Below are 19,371 nucleotides of genomic sequence, written 5' to 3' on the forward strand. Positions count from 1 at the left end.
GATTCCCGAACCTTGCTCGATAAGTGAGACCGACCATGAACGCGACAACCAACCGACGACACTGGTTGCAACAGTTTGGGATGGGATTGGGAGGAATCGCCGCATCGCAGTTGCTGCACCGCGACCTCGCGGGCGCCGCCCCGGCCGGGTCGAATGGTCCCGGCGTGCCCAGCGGCGGAGTCGTCAACCCGACCCATCATGCCCCCAAGGCCAAACGGGTGATCTACCTGTTTCAAGCCGGCGGCCCCTCGCAACTGGAAACCTGGGACCACAAACCACTGCTCAACGAAAAACAAGGGGAACCGTTGCCCGATTCGGTTCGCCAGGGGCAACGCTTGACCGGGATGTCGGGCAACCAAGCAATTCTGCCGTTGGCCGGTTCGATTTACAAGTTCAATCAGCACGGTGAAAACGGCACCTGGGTCAGCGAGCTGATGCCGCACATGGCCAAGCAAGTCGACCAGATCGCGGTGGTCAAATCGATGTACACCGAAGCGATCAATCACGATCCGGCGATCACGTTTCTGCAGACCGGCAACCAACTGTCCGGCCGTCCCAGCATCGGCGCCTGGCTGCACTATGGACTCGGCAGCGAGAACGACAACCTGCCCACGTTTGTCGTGTTGGTTACGAAAGGCAAGGGCGGCCAACCGTTGTATTCCCGTTTGTGGGGATCGGGGTTCCTGCCGGCACGCTACCAAGGCGTCCAGTTTCGCGCCGGGAAGGAACCGGTGTTGTACCTGTCGAACCCGCCCGGCATCTCCGCACAAGGTCGACGCAACATGCTCGATCGGCTGAACGACCTGCACCAATTGGAACAGGACCGATTGGGTGATCCCGCCTTGGCGACGCGGATCGAACAATACGAGATGGCGTATCGGATGCAATCGAGTGTCCCCGACGTCGCCAATCTGGGCGAAGAACCGCAAAGTGTCTTGGACATGTACGGACCCGACGTGACCAAGCCAGGGTCGTTTGCCGCGAATTGTCTGTTGGCAAGACGGTTGGCCGAACGCGGTGTTCGTTTCATCCAGCTTTATCACCAGGGATGGGACCATCACGGCAACATTCCCAGTGGCATGAAGCGACAATGCATGGACACGGACCAGCCGTCCGCGGCGCTGCTGCAAGACCTGCGACAACGGGGGATGCTGGAGGACACGTTGGTGATCTGGGGCGGCGAGTTCGGACGGACGAACTATTCCCAGGGCACATTGACGGCAACCAATTACGGACGCGACCACCATCCGCGTTGTTTTTCCATGTGGATGGCTGGCGGCGGTATCAAGGGCGGCATCAGCCACGGCGAGACCTGCCCGTTCGGATACAACGTGGTCTCTGATGGCGTCCACGTCCGCGACTTTCATGCCACGCTGTTGCACTTGATGGGCATCGACCACCACCGATTGTCCGTCAAATTCCAAGGCCTTAATGCGCGATTGACCGGCGTTGAACCCGCACGGGTCGTCAACGAAATCCTAGCGTAGACGTCCGTGGATAGGCTTCCAGCCTGTCATTTCAGCACCCGGCGAGCCTGGAAGCCTCTCTCACATTCCAAACGACTTTCACACCCTCGCTTACAATTCACAATGGTCACCCAGCGAACTCCAGCCTCGATCATCACGATCGCCGCACTCATCACCCTGTGCAACCTCAGTTCATCCGCCCTCGCCCAATCATCCGCTTCGCCGCCATCACGCCCTGCCGCTCTACCCGATCAGGCCAAGTGGATGCCGGCGCTCAGCGGTGACGACCTGAACGTCTACCGAGACGAGCAAACGTTGTGGTTGCAGCCGACGCCGTCTTCCATCCAGGCACGCCGCGCCAACCTTCCGCGGCTTTGCGCCCCGATCCGATCACTCGGTTGGGACGGTGGCCAGGAAACCGAGTTGGTGTTTGTCCCCGAACCGGATCATTGGCGATTTTCCTGGAAGGCGGCCGTCGCTCCCAAAGCGTTGATCAAGATGGTGTTTGACGGCGATCCGGTCTTACCCGACGAAGTCTCGCCGACCCGACCGGCCGGAGACGCGTCGGTGATGCTGCACGCCCACCACGCGTCCACCTTTGGCGAAAAACTGCGGTATGAACCCCAGTGGTACAAGAACACCGTCGGCTATTGGACCATCCCGGCCGACTATGCCACTTGGGAATTCAAGCTGGACGAACCGGGGCGTTACAGCATCGCGGTGTTGCAAGGGTGTGGCGAAGGCCAGGGGGGCAGCGATGCCTTGATCAGCATTCGCGACGGAACGTCCACCGTCGCCGAGTTGCCGTTTCAAACGATCGACACCGGACACTTTCAAAACTTTCGCTGGAACCACCTGGGCGACGTGACGGTGGCAAAGGAAGGAACCTATCAATTGCGAATCGATGCCAAACGAATCGCCAAAGGTGCCCTGTTCGACGTCCGGGCGATCCACTTGGTCAAACAGGCCAAGTGACGTAGATTGAGTGCTGTGTTGGACGATGTCCTTTCCAGATCGTCGTGCGGAGGCCTGCCGACGAGGCTCGGGAAGAGCCAACCTACCCGCGCTGTTTGGCGGCTTCGATCAGGGCGTCGACTTCCAAGACTTGGTCGTGCGGGACGCGATTACGCTGGTACTTGTTCCACAGCACTTCACGCAAGGATTCCAGATCCTCCAGCTCGATGACCGGAAACTGCGTCCACTCGGTCTCCGATTTCAGCCGTGATTGCAGCTTCCACTCGCCGCCGTGTCGCATGGCGGTGACCAAACGCGTTTCGCCTTCTTCGGTCTTCTCACGCCATTCGTGTTTTTTCATGATCCGTAGGTTGTTGTAGGACGGCCGTCGCAGCGACGCACTCCAGCGCACGTTGGTGTTTAGCCTCTAGGCGATTTCCCCCCCCGCTGCGTTGCAGCGAAAGGCGACGGCCCGAAAGAGCCATCGTACGCGGAGATGCGATTGTCCAACGCATGCACGAGTCCCATAGTATCAATTCCACCCCAAATGCTGTCCACCCGCCGATTCAATCGCCGCGGACGAAATCATGCCACTGCATTCTATCGGGTAACGTCGCCGATCCGGCGAACTCCAGGTGCAGAATCCGCCGGTGACGTGTCGTGCCCGGCTTGGAAGGGCCGCTGCTGTGGCTGATCAGCGGACGCATCGCCAGCACGTCACCGGGGGCCGCATGGATGTCAACCGCAGTATCGATGCCTTGGCCTTCGCCGTCACTGGATCGATGTGATCCCGGAATCACCCGTAGCGGTCCGTTTTCATCGGTGACCGCGTCCAGGTGAATCCGCAGGGTCAGCATCTGCTTCAAAACATCATCGCACGCGATCACATGCGGCACGCCGGCCTTTGTGGTCGGGCGGGAAAACGATGCCGATTCGATCGAGTTGTCTTTCACCGCAATCGACGTGTCCTTGTGCCACGCCAAGCTCCACGTTCGGTCCGGTGGCTTGTCGAAGAACAGGGCTCGGACCAATCCAAAATCTGCGCCCAACTGTTCGCGCAAGAACGGACGCAGCGGATCGGCCTGCCAAACGGTTTTCACCGCTTCGATCGACTCGATCAAGTTGCGCGCCGCGTAGACGTGGCCGCGACTGGATCGAGCCCGCACGCCCTGGGGGTCATCGTCAAAGGCACGTCGACAAGCATCGATCAGGCTAACGATCGTCTTCGCGGGCACGGCGCTGTTGAGCAGACAAAATCCGTCCTGCTCCAATTGCCAATCGTTCATCTCGGTCGCCGTGATCCTACTTTCCTCGCTTCATCGCTTTTCGCAGTCCTTCGGATTCACCGTACAGCGGCGAATCGCTGCCTCGGCTGCCCGGGACCATCGGGGCGTCGTGGGCGGGAATCCATTTGCGATGCCGCTGGACGATTTTTGCCAATTCTGGATCGTCCGCGAGATTGTGGTGTTCATCCCGGTCGGTGCGATGGTCGTACAATTCTTCCGATCCGTCGCGATAGTGGATGTAGTGATAGTCCCGCGAATGAATCGAATGGTTGCCGGGGCCGAAGGTGCAAATCGCAGGATGATCCCACGGCGAGGAGGGATCGTTCAACAATCCGGCCAAACTGTGGCCGTCCAGCCCGTCGGGCTCCGCCATCTGGCACGTTTCCACCAACGTCGGGTAGACGTCGATCAATCCCACCGGCGCATCGCACTGGACGCCCTTTTCGATTCCCGGCCCGGCGATGATCAACGGCACGCGGGTCGTTCGCTGCCACAGGCTGCGTTTGGCCCACTTGTTCTTTTCGCCCAGGTGAAACCCGTGATCGCTGAACAGCACCACGATGGTGTTGTCACCGAGCCCCGCAGCCTGGACCGAATCGGTCACCATGCCGACCAGATGGTCGATGAACGAAATCGATGCCAGATACGCTCGAACGGCATGTTTGTCTTCGCCGTGTTCTTTCATCCATTGAGAGCGCGGAGCCGTCGGATTCAGACTCAACTGCACCGCGATCGGCGGCACGTCTTCCAGATCCTCATCGGGCACCGGCGGCATCGCGAGCGTTTCTAGCGGATACATGTCAAACCACTTTTTACTGGCGTAGATCGGCACGTGGGGCAGGTGAAAGCCGACCGCCAGGAAGAACGGCTCGTCGCGTTCGGCCAATTCCCCGATCCGCTTGGCCGCCCACGCGGCGGTGTGATAATCCCGTTGGTCTTCGTCGGCAAAGTCGACTTGGCCCCAGTCCCAGGCGGGATGCGACCCCGGCACGCGATACCGCAGCTTTTCGGTTTGTCCCGGCGTACGTCGGTAACCGCGTGAGCGCTGGACATGATCGAACGAGGCGGCATCGGCGGGCCCGTGAAAGATCTTGCCCATCGACTCGGCACGGTAACCGCCAGCGCGAAAGTGTTGGAACATCGTCACCGCGTCTCGCGTGACGTCCACATCCCGAAACCCCGGAGCCAGAAAGTAGTGTCCGGTCGTCGACGGCAGCTTGCCAAGCAGCATGCTGATCCGTGACGGGTTGCAGATCGGTGCCTGGCAATGCGCGTTGGTGAAATTCACACCGCGAGCGGCCAGTTTGTCAATTTGAGGCGTTTTCACTTGGGGATGCCCACCCAGGCACCCCACCCAGTCGTTGAGGTCGTCGATGGCAACCAGGACCACATTGGGACGTTCGGCCGCGCGAGTTGCGGCGACCGAAACGGTCAACGAAATGGCCAATACGATGAATCGGATCATGGCGAAAAATTGACCTTTGGAACGTTTGCGGGGGGAATCGGTGCGTCGGCGCATGATACCAGCTCCGCAACGCATGGCGCGTCGGTCACAGGGCTGGGGAACGGGGTGGTCAAAAAATTTAGTGGTCAAAAAATGGGCCGGCTGGAGGAGGGTGGGGGCAAAAGGTGACTGGTGAGCCGTCGGCCGATTCACACGCCGACTCCGACCTACTGCCTTCATTTTTTGACCAACCCATTTTTTGACCAATATCCCCCCGACGCCGCGTCCAGCCTATCTGACGCCAAGGGCCTCAACCGGGATCACCGCCATTTCCGCACTGTTCAGGTTCCCCCTTCGGCCGCCGTTGTTGGAGAATCCGACGTACAGCTTGCCGTCATGCTCGATCGCACAGGGATACGACAGACTCAACTGATCGGCGGATTCTCCCGGTTGATCGCGGTGCACGGATCGGCGGATAACGAACACGCGGCTGAAGGTGTTTTCGTGGGGCCGTGAAACGGCGATCGTCAGCGGTGATCGTTTTCCTCCGTTGTCCTTGGCCGTCGTACAGACCAGGTAGCGCTGCCCGGTGCTCAACACGCCGGCGGCCGGTTTGGAAGTCGCCATGGGAAGGTTGCTCGGCCGAGACGCCGACCAGGTGCGACCGTAATCATTGCTGGTCGCCGCCAGTGCCACCGCCGCGCCGCCGTAGCGGGCGAGATTGACCACCGTCTTCCCATCGACAAACAGCGACGATTCGCCCCACATCCGCTTGACTGTGTCGTCGACGGGGATCGCAACCAGGTCCCACTTGGTAAAGTCGTCGCCATGGCTGATCGCGACCGCTGCCGGAAACACCGCGTCGCCCGAGTAGCGTTTCCCAAGAAATCCAGGCATGATCCAGTTGCCATCGTCCATCGGCACGGGTTGATTCATCGGCCAGAAACCGCGCTGGAGCACGACGCCCAGTGGTTCCCAGTCGCCGCTCGTCTCGTCCAGCCGGTACGCACGCGTGTGGATGTGCTCCATCCGTCCGTAATAGGCGCCGTGAAAGGCCCACAGCGTTTGGTCGTGGGACAGGAACACACCGTGGCTGACCGCCAAGTCGGGTTCTTCGCCGGCGTCGATGATCTTCAGCGGCCCCCAGGTCTTTCCGGCGTCGTCGCTGACACGATACTGAGCTTCTTCGGTGACGGTGTTTTCTTCGCCTTGATTGTGACCGATCGACGCGAACAACCTCCCTCGGTGCCAGGCGAGTGAAACACCGTGCAGAAACTTGTAACCGTCTCCCGGTTGGTCCCATTTTTTGATCACATGAAATTCAACGTCGGACACTTCGGGCAACTCGGCCGCCTTCGCCAGCCGCGACGACTCGTCCCACAACTCAAACAGCGGCGCCTGTTCGGGAATCTCGTGTGTCGCGGTCACCGGCCGATACAACGCCGCGATTTCAGCAGGCTGCAGCGCCCGAGACACCATCCTCGCGTCGTCGAGCGCCCCGAGAAACGTTTGGCGGAGATGGCCATCGTCGTTCACGCCGCCGAGCGTCAGCGGTGCCGCGGTCGATCGGATCGGGCGGCCGAGCTTGACTGCTCCGGTGATCGCTCCATCGACAAACAATTCCGCACGATCCCGATGGAGTACCAACCCCACGTGGTGCCAATGTCCCGGTTGGGGCTGCGGTCCGTCAATCGTCAGCCAGCGATCCTGCCACAGGTACAGTCGGAAGCACCCGTCGCGGTCCAGCATCAACGACCACTCACGTTCCCCCAGCGAATAGCGGTTCTTTGCGGCGATGATCTGCTGGTCGCGATCGATTGCGTAGGGATTCACCCAAATCGACAACGTGAACGTGTCTGCGGAAAACACATTCCCCGCTCCTTTCGTTTCGATCAACGATCCGCCATCGAGCACCAGACTCTTTCCGCTGGCCCCGCTCGCCGGACGCGCTGAACCATGGATCGCAATGTCATCCGATGCAACCGTATCGAGTGACCAGCGAATCGAATCATCGGCATCTGCCGGCAAGGATAGGACACCGCAATACAAAAAAACTATTCCAAGGCGGGCAATCGTTGTCATGAATCATTTGTTCCTATCAATCGGGTACATTCTTGGATCGCAAGTCTCACGTTTGGACTTAACTGCACTGCGGTCAAGTTAATACCATAGTCTCTGAGGGATCCACCGATGCTGTCTCGACGAATCACGGTCACCAGAGTGGTCTGTAATCTGGTACTCTTGACCGCAGCGTCGGCTTCAGTTGTCGCCACCGCGCAAGACGACAAATCACCGCCCTCTGCTCGGCATCGCGAGTCAATTGCGACAAATCTGACCGAAGGCGGTGTGGTGTTCACGTTTGATGATCGCAACTTTGACGATTGGGTGCGAGCGATTCCGCTGTTCGATGAGTTTTCGGTCAAGGCAACGTTCTTCATCAGCGGGCCGATCGACGCACCCGCGCTGGCCGCCATCAATCAGCTGAAAAAACACGGCCACGCGATCGGATCCCACAGCGTCCATCACCTCAAGGCGGTGGAGTACTTCCGGCAGAACTCGTCCGAGCAGTTTCTAAGGCAAGAGATCGATCCCCAGTTGGATCAATTAGCCGAAGCTGACGTGAAGGTGACTTCGTTTGCGTACCCGATGAGCCGCAACAACGCGGCGACCGACTCGGCGCTGCTGGGTGTTTTTCGGCACGTCCGCACCGGGCGTCAAACCCAACCGCTGGAACGTCTTAGTGAAGTCGACGACCTGTTCATTCCCGCGAAGGACATCGCGCGACGCGGATGTTTGCACGCCAAGGGAATCGATTACGCTCCCGATCGGCCCGACCGGACGTTCGAGCAACTTGATGCCGCTCTTGCTCGCGCGGCCCACAACGACGAGATCATCGTCTTTTACGCCCATCGCATCTCCGAATCCGGTCCAGGACACTTCGTGACCCCCGACGCGCTGCGCAGGATCTTCACAACGGTCCGGCAACTCGGGCTTGCGACCTACACCTGCGATCAGCTTCCGTAATGTCCACCGCAAACCTACATGCGGAGTTTCCATTGTCATGTTTGGCGAAGCCGAGATCTGGACAAAGAGATCCAGATCCACGTCAATTGAAAATTATCGCTTCCTTGCACCGCTCGGTGCGTTGCCCAGTCAAATTGAATCCGTTGGACGAGAGGACTCGGTGGGTACGGCTGTTCGCCGATTGACCACGAAGATGACCAGAGCAAGAGCACGAGCGACGTGCAGCTCAGCGTGCCGCAGACGTTGGGGAATGGCATGTGGAGAACCGCGAATGATCAGGCAGAGTCGTTACGTTCTGACGCCAGGGCTTTCAACGACGCGGTAACCTTGTACGACAAGTCGCCCCCGCCGATTAGCGACGGAGCAATCGTACTTCTTGCACATGATGGCCCGTGTCTTTGACGAAGCCGCGTCCGGGATGCTGACGTCGCTCGACGGCACTTCGATAGTGCGATGCGTTGGCGAGGCCTGCCGATGAGAGAACGGTGACCAAGGATGCCAGGATAACGAGGCGTCGGTAGATTCGTGACATGGAGAAGTCTCCTCAGCTGAGATCGGTAAGACCATCGTGCCACGCAATCGCAGCGGTGACAAAACCCGATCGCAATCCACCCGATCGGGGTCCGCCTGGGCCTCGATCCGCGATGATCTTGGCAGAGTCCGATCGCAACCGATGTGCCAATCAGCGTCTGAGCTCCGTTGCCTGTTTGTGCGGGCATCAACCGACACTCGTGTATGCAGCAACCTGCAGATTCTGCAACCGACTGCATCACACCTTGCTCAGAAGCCGCCTCCGCCCAGGGCCTGGTAGGCGTTGACGATTGCCGAGAGTTGTTCGTTCTTGGTTTCGACCAAAACCATTTTGGCTTCCATCAATTCACGCTGTGCCAGCAGGACTTCAACGTATTCCGCCCTCGCGTTTTGAAACAGTTGGTTGGCCGCGTCGACAGAGGCTTGAAGGGCCGCCAGTTGCCGCTTCTTGACGTCGATACTACGTCGGTAATTCTCCACCTTGGTGATTTGGTTGACGACTTCAATGTGGGCTTCCAGCACCGTTTGTTGGTAGTTGTAGATCGCTTGCAGCTGCGCGGCATTGGCGCTGCAGTAGTCGGCCTTGATCGCACGCTTGTTGATCAGCGGGCCGACCAGTTCTCCGGCCACCCCGTAGATCAATGATTCCGGTGTGCGGAACAGATATCCGGTGCTGAACGCGTTCCAGCCGAGTCCGGCGGTCAAGCTCAGCGAGGGATAGAATCGTGCTCGGGCTACTTTCACATCCAAGCCTGCGGCCGCAACCTGCCGCTCGGCTTCACGAATGTCGGCTCGGTTCTGCAACAACTCCGACGGAATACCGGCCCCAACCGTACTCAAGTTCAATTCCACGAAGTCACCAGTGATCCGCTCGACCGGCTGTGGATAGCGACCGGCCAAAAAATTGATGCGGTTTTCCACTTCGACGATCTCCTGGGCAATCAGTGATCGTTCACTTAGGTTTTTCTGCACCTCGGCTTGAAAACGCTGAACGGCCAACTCGGTTCCTCGACCGGCCGCTTTCTTGGCTTTGGAGACCTTCAGGCTCTGTTGTTGAATGTCGATCGTCGATTGCAAAATCTGTAGACGGTTGTCCAAGGCAAGCAATCGATAGTAGTTCTCGGCGACTTCGGCCACGACGCGGGTGACAATGTAATTTCGTCCCTCCTGAGTTCCGAGGTAACGCATCGCGGCGGCGCGTTGCGAATTGCGAAGTTTCTTCCAGATGTCGATTTCCCACGATACGTTTGCGCCGAATCCGAAGTCCCCGAGCGGATCGGGAAACCCGGTCCCGGGGGCAACTTCGAGTTGTTCTTCGACGGCACCTGCGCGTGTGTGACGGCCGGGTTTTTCAAGTCCAGCGACGCCGCCAAGCGTTACGAAGGGGCGGTATTCGCCGCTGCGGGCATAGCTTTCGTTGTACGCGATACGGATTTCTTCGGACAGGATTCTCAGCTCCTGGTTCCCCGACAACGTCTCCGCGATCAGGCTCAGCAAATACGGATCGTTGTAGAAGACAGCCTGTGGCAGCTGGGCAGAATTTTCAAGTGGCGCGATTCCGAAACTGCGATCGCTCGGTCCGCTGTCGGTGTCGATCAAGCCGTAGTCGGGATCGCTGGGCGATGTGGGATCGAAATCGGTCGTTGCGTCGTCACGGGCTGGGGAATCGGATTCGATCTGCTCGGCATCAGAAGCAATGTCCTTGGCACTGTCATCGGCTTGATCTTCGTCCCGGACAGCCGGTTGCGTGAAACTGGCGGCTCGAATGAACCCTGCGAACGTACCTGGTTTTTGGGGCGTCTCACACTCTTGCTGCGCATTTTTGTTCAGCACATCGTCGGGCGACGAGGAATGCCAAAACGGGGTCCCGTTGTTCCAGTTGTACACCGACGGCATCACGGGGCCGGGCTGGGCGCATCGCAGACCGGGGATTCCGCAACCGGAAACGGCCAGCAATGCGCCGCACAACAGTGATGAAAGGATCGCGTGACTGCTTCGCGTGTTTGATCGGCCATCGCGTCGCGACGTGGATTTCGGTCCCCGTCCCGCGGACTCGGGAATACTCCGTCCCGCGGACTCGGGAATACTCCGTCCCGCGGACTCGGGAATACTCTTTGCCCAATCCCGACGACTTCTTTCCTGGGTCGGTAGAGCAAGCGATTGCGTGCGGTTCCGGTTCATGTTCTTCCCTGATGGCCTTCGCATTGTGGCGTCCTGCCGAGCGAGCGTGCGACTTCGATTCGTTTTGCTCCACCTTCGTCCGAGCAAAATGCATACCACGCCTATCGACTAGCCGGTTAGTCTCGACTCTCGATCAAATCCACTTGATGGAATTGTGCCAGCATTTGCAGAACGGTTCTTTCGAACATTCCCGTTGCGTTGACTTTGCCGATCACCTCCGCCCGGACCTCACGACACAAGACAAGCGGTGCAGGGGTTGTCATCTGTCTGCAAGACGTTGCTTCATTGCGATTCCGAGCGGCCCGGTCGGCGATCACGTCGCTGCATGGATGCAAAGCCCTACAGAGACGTGGTTTGCGGAAGGCCTGTCGCCGGCGCCGCTCTTTAACGGCCGTCGTTCTCAGCGATGGCCCGTCACGTGCTTCGTCTGGAAGCGTCGACTGACCGAACCGCGTCCCCCCATGAAGGAGCTGACCAATGACACTACACGTCCCCGCCATCGAACACAAAGCAGAAAGCAATATTTTTAAATGGGTGCAAGCCGAGAAAACTCACCGCCGATTGGCCCGACGCGACCTCCCCAACCAAGTCGGACCGTACTTGGCATTGTCCCGAGAAACGGGTGCGTGCGGCAGCGAGATCGCTAAAAAGGTCGCCGAGCGTTTACAATGGGATTTACTCGATCAAGAGATCGTCGACTACATGCAGCAGCACTACGGCACTCCGCGCTGCTTGATTCAGCGTGTCGATGAGCGTCACGAAAACTGGCTCAGTTCGATCATCACGTCTCGGATCGGTGGACTCGGATTTTCCGAATCGACGTACACACATCGTGTCACCAAGCTGCTGTTGCTGGCGGCCTCGCACGGAAAGGTGGTCATCGTCGGTCGCGGCGCCCGTTTTATCCTGCCTCGCGATCGTGGTCTCTCGGTGCGCATCGTCGCTCCGATGGACTTTCGCGTCGATCAGGTGATGCGCATGCAAGGGCTTGATGAACGAGAAGCTCGTCGGTTCATTGTCGAAACGGATCGCGATCGTGACGTTTACATCAAAGACCATTTTCACCAGAAAGCGTCGGATCCGCACTTGTACGACCTGATTATCAACGTCGGCGATCTCTCACTTGACGATGCGACGGACACGATCGTCGAATCCATCGGCCATTTCACGCGCAAGGTCGCGTAGCGACGTGCGAGCGAGCGGCCCATGTGGGAGCGAGAACGCGGGCGTTCACCACAAGTTCCCGATGGCACATGCAGGGATTTGCCGCAACGACGCAAGGAGTTGCAGATGTCGCCCGGGAGGTGCACATTTCTTTGCCAGATTGTCAATTCCGTTTTGAAGCACAGAAAACCGTGTGAAACGCAGCCGGAGCCGGCAGGGACCGATGTCTCCGGCGCGAGATTGGCACGAGTGATGCTTCAGGAAATCTCTCATGCTCCGACAACCTTCCGATTCAGGGTCGCGGAACTCGCCAAGAGTCCCGGTTCCCAAGGGGCATCGCCGAAAGTCTTGGTGGCTTCCGCTACCGGTTCATCCCTCGGTTTTGATCGAAAGGGGACGCTCGATTGCGGCGGACGGTTTTCACACACAATCCCTATAGGCATCCCAGGAAATCCTCATCCATGCGTGTCAACTTGATGATAGCAGCACTGTTCGCGATCGGTTCACTCTCGATGGCTGGCGTCGAGAAGCTGAAGAACACTGACAGCGAACACTCCGAGTCGCACGTCTCGGCAGACGAGCGCGCCGATCAAACGCATGCCTCCCACGGCACGAATGAGGAGCACTCCGACGACCACCCGGCAGGGGCGCACGCCGGCGGCGAGCATCATGCCAAACACAAGGTCGTCGTGACCAGTCCGGTCGCCAAAGACGTCACGTTGACACAGCAATACGTTTGCCAAATCCACTCTCGTCGCCACATCGAAATCTGTGCCCTCGAAGGCGGGTACTTGAAAGAGATTCGCGTGAACGAGGGGCAAAAGGTCGAAAAGGGCCAGTCGATGTTTCGAATCCTGCCGACTTTGTATGAAGCGCGCTTGGATGCCGACACGGCGGAGGCCCAGTTGGCCCAGGTCGAACTCGACAACACGCAAAGTCTGGTGCAACAAAACATCGTGTCGCCTCAGGAATTGAAGCTCGCCAAAGCGAAACTCGCCAAAGCGCTTGCCAACGTCAAATTGGCCCAGGCAGAGATGGATTTTGCGGACATCAAGGCGCCCTTTGACGGCATCGTCGATCGGCTGCACGAACAGGAAGGCAGTCTTGTCGAAGAAGGTGCGATGTTGACGACAATGTCCGACAACAGCGTGATGTGGGTCTATTTCAATGTTCCCGAAGCTCGCTATCTGGAATACCACGCCGCGATGAACGCCGGGCAGGATCCTGACAACTTGCATGTACAGCTCAAACTCGCCAACCACACCATCTTTGACCACTCCGGCAAGATTGCGGCGATCGAAGCGGACTTCGACAGCGAAACGGGGAACATCGCGTTTCGCGCGGACTTCTCGAACCCTGATGGACTTTTGCGTCACGGCCAAACGGGCACGGTGCTGATCCACCGAATCGAAAAGGATGCGATCGTCATTCCGCAGCGTGCAACCTACGAAATCCTGGCCAAAAAATATGCCTATGTGGTCGATGTCGACAACGTGGTGCACCAACGCGAGATCGTCATTCAAAACGAAAAGGACGATGTCTTTATCGTGGCTGAAGGCCTAGAAGCCGGGGAGAAGATCATCCTGGAGGGGATCCGTCAAGTTCGTGACGGCGAAACGATTGAGTACGAATTCGAACAGCCCGAGACCGTGCTGTCGAACTTGAAGTACCACGCGGAATAGGTCTCGCCGGCGGGCGCATCCTCCGGAAGGGTCCGCAGCACGTCGTGTCGTTTGGTCGCTCACCAATCTCTCCTCGCCCACACATGTTCAGTCGAAAGTCACGCCGGCTTTCCGAATGACTGAGGCAAGCCACAACCACCATGTTTGAGAAGTTTCTGCATCGGCCCGCGTTGGCGATCGTCATCTCGTTGCTCATCCTGTTCATGGGTGGTTTGGCGATCAACGTGTTGCCGATCTCGCAATTCCCTTCGGTCGCGCCACCCAGCGTTCGCGTGTCGGTTTCCTACCCCGGTGCCAGCGCCAAAATCCTGATCGATTCGACGATGGTGATTTTGGAACAAGCCATCAACGGTGTACCCAACATGCGCTACATGATGGGCGACGCGACCAGTGCCGGCGAAGGCACCATTCAAATCGTGTTCGAACCCGGCACCGATCCCGACGTCGCGGTCATGAATGTCAACAATCGTGTCCAGATGGTGAAAAACAACCTGCCGCCGATTGTCGAGCGTGAAGGCATCATCGTGATGCAGAACATGACCAGCATGTTGATGTACGTGAACGTGTTCAGCACCGATCCCAACGTCGACCAGAACTACCTCTACAATTACGCGACGGTCAATATCCTCAACGAAATCAAACGAATTCCGGGCGTCGGCCGCGCCACGATTCTCGGAAACCGCTCGTATGCGATGCGAGTCGAATTGGATCTTGACCGCATGCGTGCCTACAAGGTCGATGCCGAAGACGTGATGAAGGCACTTGACGAGCAGAGCATGATCGGTTCGCCGGGCCGGCTGGGCCAAGCCACGGGCACGACTTCGCAAACGCTGGAATACGTTTTGACTTGGGTCGGCCGATACAAAACCCCCGACGAATACAACGAGATTATTCTGCGCGCGACGCCCGAAGGCGAAATCCTACGTCTGGGCGATGTCGCCACCGTCTCGCTCGGCTCGTCCTTCTACGATCTCTACAGCGACATCGATGGTTTGCCGGCCGCCGCCATTGTGCTCAAACAAACGCCCGGTTCGAATGCGGCCGAGGTGATCGAGAAGGTCAAGGAAAAGGTCGAAGAGATCAAGCAGACTTCGTTCCCGCCCGGAATGGACTACGCCGTCACGTATGACGTTTCGAACTTTTTGGATGCGTCGATCGAAAAGGTGTTGCACACGCTCTTTGAGGCATTCATCCTCGTTTCGCTGGTCGTCTATCTGTTCCTCGGCGACTTTCGCAGCACGCTGATTCCGACCTTGGCAGTTCCCGTCTCGTTGATCGGCACATTCTTCTTCATGCTGATGTTCGGCATGTCGATCAACCTGATCACGTTGTTCGCGCTGGTCCTCGCGATCGGGGTGGTGGTGGACGACGCGATCGTGGTGGTCGAGGCGGTTCATGAGAAGATGCATGCCAAGCACATCGGACCTTATCAAGCGACTCAGGAAGTCGTCCGTGAAATCAGCGGGGCGATCATCGCGATCACATTGGTGATGACTGCCGTGTTCATCCCCGTGACGTTCATGACCGGGCCGGTCGGCGTTTTCTATCGGCAGTTTTCGTTGACGATGGCAATGTCAATCGTGATTTCAGGCGTGGTGGCGTTGACACTGACGCCTGTGCTGTGCGCGATGATTCTGAAACCGCTTGACGACAAGGGCGAACGTGGAATCGTCGGGGCACTCAACCGCGGAATGAACAAGATCGCTGGGCGGTACGCGTTCGTGCTTCGCGGTCTTTTGTGCCTGCTGCTCGGTGCCGCCGTCGGCGCCGGGGCCTACTTTCTGCTTCACGTCGGGATCGTTCACGAAGTCCTTTCCGAACAGCTGGCACTGCCCGAAATGCGAGTGCAGATCATCGCTGCGGTGATTGCAGCGCTCGCGGCATTCTCATTCCGAGCGACCTTCTCGGGGTTCGACGGCAGCCCGAAGCGACACAGCCCGATCGGTGTGTTCCTGCACGTCTTTGATCGTGGCGTAGAGAAGGTCACCGGCGGGTACGCGGGGCTACTTCGACACATCATTACACGCCGCATCGTGACGGCAGCGGTGATCGGCGTGTTTGCCTATGGCATTCTGGTCGTCAATCAAGTCTTGCCGACCGGGTTTATTCCACTGGAAGACCAAGGGATGATCTATGGCATCGTCCAAACGCCTCCCGGATCAACGTTGGAGTACACGAACGCGAAGTGTCACGAACTGCAGAAGATCTGCAAGACGATGGACGAAATCACCTCGGTATCGTCCATCGCCGGTTACGAGGTGCTCACCGAAGGTCGTGGGTCGAACGCAGGTACTTGTATCATCAACCTGAAACCTTGGGCGGAGCGCGAGCTGACGTCGAAGCAGATCATCGAGGCGTTGGAGGAACGCGGTACGGACATCGCCAATGTCAAGTTGGAGTTCTTTGAACCGCCGGCCGTTCCCGGTTTCGGTGCTGCCGGGGGGTTCTCGGTGAACCTGCTGGACAAGACCAACAGCGGTGACTACACGGCGCTCGGCGAGGAAACCGACAAGTTCATGGAGGCACTCGGGAAACGACCGGAACTCAAGGGCCTGTTTACATTCTTCGCCGCGAACTATCCGCAATACGAGATCATCATCGACAACGATGTCGCCATGCAGAAAGGCGTGTCGATCCGTGATGCAATGGACAATCTGTCGATCGTCATCGGCAGCACGTGGGAACAGGGCTTCGTGCGATTCGGACAGTTCTACAAGGTTTATGTCCAGGCCGCGCCACAGTTTCGCCGTTACCCGGAAGATCTCGACAACATGTTTGTCAAGAATGAAACGGGTGAAATGGTTCCGTATTCCGCGTTCATGCGGATCGAAAAGAAGCAGGGGCTGAATGAAATCAGTCGCTACAACCTTTACCCGACCGCACCGATCCAGGGCGCACCGGCGGCAGGATACAGCAGTGGGGAAGCAATTGCCGCGATCAAAGAAGTCGCCGCAGAAACACTGCCCAACGGATTCGACATCGATTGGCGGGGGCTCGCCTATGACGAAGCCAAGGCCGGCAACACCGCGATTTACATCTTCGTGATTGTGGTGGTGTTCGTTTACATGGTTTTGGTGGGACAGTATGAGAGCTTCATTATCCCGATTGCCGTCTTGGCGTCGTTGCCGGTCGGTTTGTTCGGTTCGCTATTGTTCCTCAAATCGATGGGACTTGCCAATGACGTGTATTGCCAGATCGGTTTGGTGATGCTGGTCGGATTGCTTGGCAAAAACGCGATCCTCATCATCGAATTTGCCGTCCAGCGGCGACAACAGGGACTGAGCATTCAGGACGCAGGCATCGAGGGTGGCAAGTTGCGGTTCCGCCCGATCCTGATGACCTCGTTCGCCTTCATCGCCGGTTTGATTCCGCTGGTCCGCGCGACCGGACCAGGTGCGATCGGCAACCGCACCATCGGCACCACGGCGGTGGGGGGGATGTTGCTTGGGACGATCGTTGGGGTGTTGGTCATCCCGGGGTTGTATTACCTGTTCGCAAAATTCGCCGATGGCCGCCACTTGATACGGGACGAGCATGAAGAACCGTTGAGTGAACGGTTTGAACGCCACGAGGTGGGCACGACGTAAATGGACAGCGAATTCCACATCCTGATTGTCGACGACGAACCCAATCTCCGCTCGGGGCTGGCCCGAGGCCTGGCCAAGGTTGCTGACAGGATCGAGACGGCAGGAACGGTCAACGAAGCGCTGGACAAGTTTGACGCTGGCGATTTCCAGCTTGTCATCGCCGATGTGCGAATGCCCGGTGATCGGAACGGATTGGACTTGATTTCGTTGGTCCAACAGAAACGGCCTGGCACGACGACCATTGTCATCACCGCCCACGGCAGCATCGAGACGGCCGTTGAAGCCATGCGACGCGGTGCCTTCGATTTCATCAGTAAGCCGGTCGACTTGAACCTGATTCGTCAACAGGTCAGCCGAGCAGTCGACCACCATCGGCTGCAGTATGAAAACCACGCACTTAAAGAAAAGCTGGCCGCCGCCGGCGAGATCAGCGGTATCGTCGGTAACAGCCAAGCGATTGAAGAGTTGTTGATTCAAATTCGGCAGGTCGCCTCCACCGATGCGACCGTCATGATTCAAGGCGAGAGCGGAACCGGTAAAGAGCTGATCGCCAGAGCGATTCACGACCAGAGTCCCCGTTCGGCGGGGCCGTTCGTCCCCGTCAATCTGGGAGCACTGCCCGAATCACTGCTCGAAAGCGAGCTGTTCGGGCACGAACGAGGCTCGTTTACCGGGGCGTCGCGTCAAAAACCAGGTTGTTTCGAACAGGCGATCGGCGGCACGCTGTTCCTGGACGAAATCACCGAAATCCCAGCCAAAAGCCAAATCGACTTACTTCGCGTTTTGGAATCACAGTGCTACACGCGCGTCGGGGGCGAAGTGGAGTTGCATTCGGACGCACGAATCGTGTCTGCCACCAACCGTGATGTTTCAACGATGCTGGCCGAGGGGACGTTTCGCGAAGATCTCTACTATCGGTTGAACATTGTGCCCATCCACGTCCCACCGCTTCGGTCCCGACGGGGTGATGTCCCCTTGTTGGTGGAGTACTTTCTGGACCATTTCTGCAATCGCCATCATCGTCCGCCCAGGACCGTCGACTCCAGCGCGATGAAACTGCTGGTCAATGCGCGGTGGCCCGGCAACGTTCGTCAACTACGAAACGTAATCGAACGCGTCGTCGTGACGTCGACAACTGAGGTGATCTCGACCTCTGACCTGCCGACAGAGATTCGCAAGGGTGACGGCAAGCCGCAATACGCTGCCAGGACACTCGCGGAAACGACCGAAGCGGCGGAGAAATCAGCCATTGAAGATGCGTTGGCGGCCAATGACCATCATCGTGAACAAACCGCCAAATCGCTCGGGATCAGCGTCCGAACACTACACTACAAAATGAATAAGTACGACCTTCATTGATGCCCCCTCTTCTTCGATGCCAGAACCGCGGCGACCGGCATCGTCCAGATCTCACTTCGTTGTTCGGATATCACTTCAAAACCGTTCGTTTGAAGCAACGCGACGGCGTCGATCGGGCGGCAATCAACGATATGCGGGAAGTGTCGATGCATCCATTGATACGTCTTTTCAAGAAAGCTCACCTGCTCATCGTCACGAACGGTCGCCATGCCCACGACGACGATCCGCCCGGAAGACCTGAGGATGCGGTGAACCTCGTGCAACACCGTCACAATGTCCTCCTCGGAGAATAGCTCCAAGGTAAAGCTAAAAAACGCCGCGTCGAACGAATTGTCCTGCCACGGTAACGCGACGGCATCGCCGACACACAGCTCGACCGAATCCGCAACTCCGGCCTCATCAATTTTGGCCTGTGCGACGCGCCGCATGCCTTCGGAGACGTCGAGTCCGACCACCTTGCCCGTCGCACCTGCCGCAATGGCAAAATGCACGATCGAATTCCCCGTTCCGTATCCGATTTCCAACACTCTTTCGCCCGCTGAAACATTCAACAGTCGCTCGCCAATCTCGCGCGCCTCGTGCTCGTTCGAATCCGAGATCGCATCGTAGGCATGACTGATACGGTCATAAAAATGGCGATTGGAGACGTGGGGCGTGCTGCTGTCATCGTTCATTTTTGGGGGGCTCCTCAAA

General features: G+C 58.1%; 15 protein-coding genes. 7 read left to right on the forward strand and 8 right to left on the reverse strand.

The window, feature by feature from the left end; all coding sequences use genetic code 11:
- Positions 1-35 precede the first annotated feature (35 nt).
- Both H1B37_RS10425 and H1B37_RS10430 read left to right on the forward strand, forming a co-directional pair.
- Positions 36-1,487: a DUF1501 domain-containing protein gene (locus H1B37_RS10425; RefSeq protein WP_182866583.1), complete on the forward strand. Its 1,452-nt coding sequence runs from the start codon at positions 36-38 to the stop codon at positions 1,485-1,487.
- Positions 1,488-1,589: 102 nt separating this feature from the next.
- Positions 1,590-2,441 (forward strand): carbohydrate-binding protein, encoded by an 852-nt coding sequence (locus H1B37_RS10430; RefSeq protein WP_182866584.1) that lies wholly within the window; start codon positions 1,590-1,592, stop codon positions 2,439-2,441.
- 82 nt (positions 2,442-2,523) lie between these two features.
- Here the strand turns inward: H1B37_RS10430 and H1B37_RS10435 are convergent, their stop codons facing one another.
- The 4 genes from H1B37_RS10435 to H1B37_RS10450 all read right to left on the reverse strand — a co-directional run bounded on the left by H1B37_RS10435 (position 2,524) and on the right by H1B37_RS10450 (position 7,232).
- On the reverse strand, positions 2,524-2,781 hold the full coding sequence (locus H1B37_RS10435; RefSeq protein ID WP_182866585.1) for a hypothetical protein: 258 nt from the start codon (positions 2,779-2,781) through the stop codon (positions 2,524-2,526).
- Positions 2,782-2,986: 205 nt separating this feature from the next.
- Positions 2,987-3,706: a phytanoyl-CoA dioxygenase family protein gene (locus H1B37_RS10440; RefSeq protein ID WP_182866586.1), complete on the reverse strand. Its 720-nt coding sequence runs from the start codon at positions 3,704-3,706 to the stop codon at positions 2,987-2,989.
- Between the two features lie 16 nt (positions 3,707-3,722).
- Positions 3,723-5,171, reverse strand: coding sequence for a sulfatase (locus H1B37_RS10445; RefSeq protein WP_182866587.1), 1,449 nt, complete (start codon positions 5,169-5,171; stop codon positions 3,723-3,725).
- Positions 5,172-5,441: 270 nt separating this feature from the next.
- Complete coding sequence (locus H1B37_RS10450; protein WP_182866588.1) at positions 5,442-7,232, reverse strand: LamG-like jellyroll fold domain-containing protein; 1,791 nt, start codon at positions 7,230-7,232, stop codon at positions 5,442-5,444.
- 108 nt (positions 7,233-7,340) lie between these two features.
- On the opposite strand from H1B37_RS10450, the gene H1B37_RS10455 reads away from it, so the two are divergent.
- Positions 7,341-8,174, forward strand: a complete 834-nt coding sequence (locus H1B37_RS10455) for a polysaccharide deacetylase family protein (protein ID WP_182866589.1) — start codon at positions 7,341-7,343, stop codon at positions 8,172-8,174.
- A gap of 352 nt (positions 8,175-8,526) precedes the next feature.
- Here the strand turns inward: H1B37_RS10455 and H1B37_RS10460 are convergent, their stop codons facing one another.
- From H1B37_RS10460 to H1B37_RS10470, 3 genes are all read right to left on the reverse strand, one after another.
- Positions 8,527-8,706: a hypothetical protein gene (locus H1B37_RS10460; protein ID WP_182866590.1), complete on the reverse strand. Its 180-nt coding sequence runs from the start codon at positions 8,704-8,706 to the stop codon at positions 8,527-8,529.
- Positions 8,707-8,954: 248 nt separating this feature from the next.
- Positions 8,955-10,886, reverse strand: coding sequence for a TolC family protein (locus H1B37_RS10465; protein ID WP_286177604.1), 1,932 nt, complete (start codon positions 10,884-10,886; stop codon positions 8,955-8,957).
- 116 nt (positions 10,887-11,002) lie between these two features.
- Positions 11,003-11,149, reverse strand: a complete 147-nt coding sequence (locus tag H1B37_RS10470; protein WP_182866591.1) for a hypothetical protein — start codon at positions 11,147-11,149, stop codon at positions 11,003-11,005.
- Positions 11,150-11,363: 214 nt separating this feature from the next.
- Here H1B37_RS10470 and H1B37_RS10475 point away from each other — a divergent pair, with 214 nt between their 5' ends.
- From H1B37_RS10475 to H1B37_RS10490, 4 genes are all read left to right on the forward strand, one after another.
- A complete protein-coding gene (locus tag H1B37_RS10475) occupies positions 11,364-12,071 on the forward strand; it encodes a cytidylate kinase-like family protein (protein WP_182866592.1) in 708 nt (235 codons plus the stop codon).
- Between the two features lie 440 nt (positions 12,072-12,511).
- Positions 12,512-13,732, forward strand: a complete 1,221-nt coding sequence (locus H1B37_RS10480) for an efflux RND transporter periplasmic adaptor subunit (RefSeq protein ID WP_220498143.1) — start codon at positions 12,512-12,514, stop codon at positions 13,730-13,732.
- Between the two features lie 140 nt (positions 13,733-13,872).
- Positions 13,873-17,319 carry an efflux RND transporter permease subunit gene (locus tag H1B37_RS10485; RefSeq protein WP_182866593.1) on the forward strand — a complete coding sequence of 1,149 codons (3,447 nt, stop codon included), beginning with the start codon at positions 13,873-13,875 and terminating at the stop codon, positions 17,317-17,319.
- Positions 17,320-18,678 (forward strand): sigma-54-dependent transcriptional regulator, encoded by a 1,359-nt coding sequence (locus H1B37_RS10490; RefSeq protein ID WP_182866594.1) that lies wholly within the window; start codon positions 17,320-17,322, stop codon positions 18,676-18,678.
- Here H1B37_RS10490 and H1B37_RS10495 read toward each other — a convergent pair.
- Positions 18,672-19,352, reverse strand: a complete 681-nt coding sequence (locus H1B37_RS10495; protein WP_182866595.1) for a class I SAM-dependent methyltransferase — start codon at positions 19,350-19,352, stop codon at positions 18,672-18,674. The genes H1B37_RS10490 and H1B37_RS10495 overlap by 7 nt on opposite strands.
- Positions 19,353-19,371 lie beyond the last annotated feature (19 nt).

This window comes from Stieleria mannarensis, from assembly GCF_014154935.1.
Classification (GTDB): domain Bacteria; phylum Planctomycetota; class Planctomycetia; order Pirellulales; family Pirellulaceae; genus Stieleria; species Stieleria mannarensis.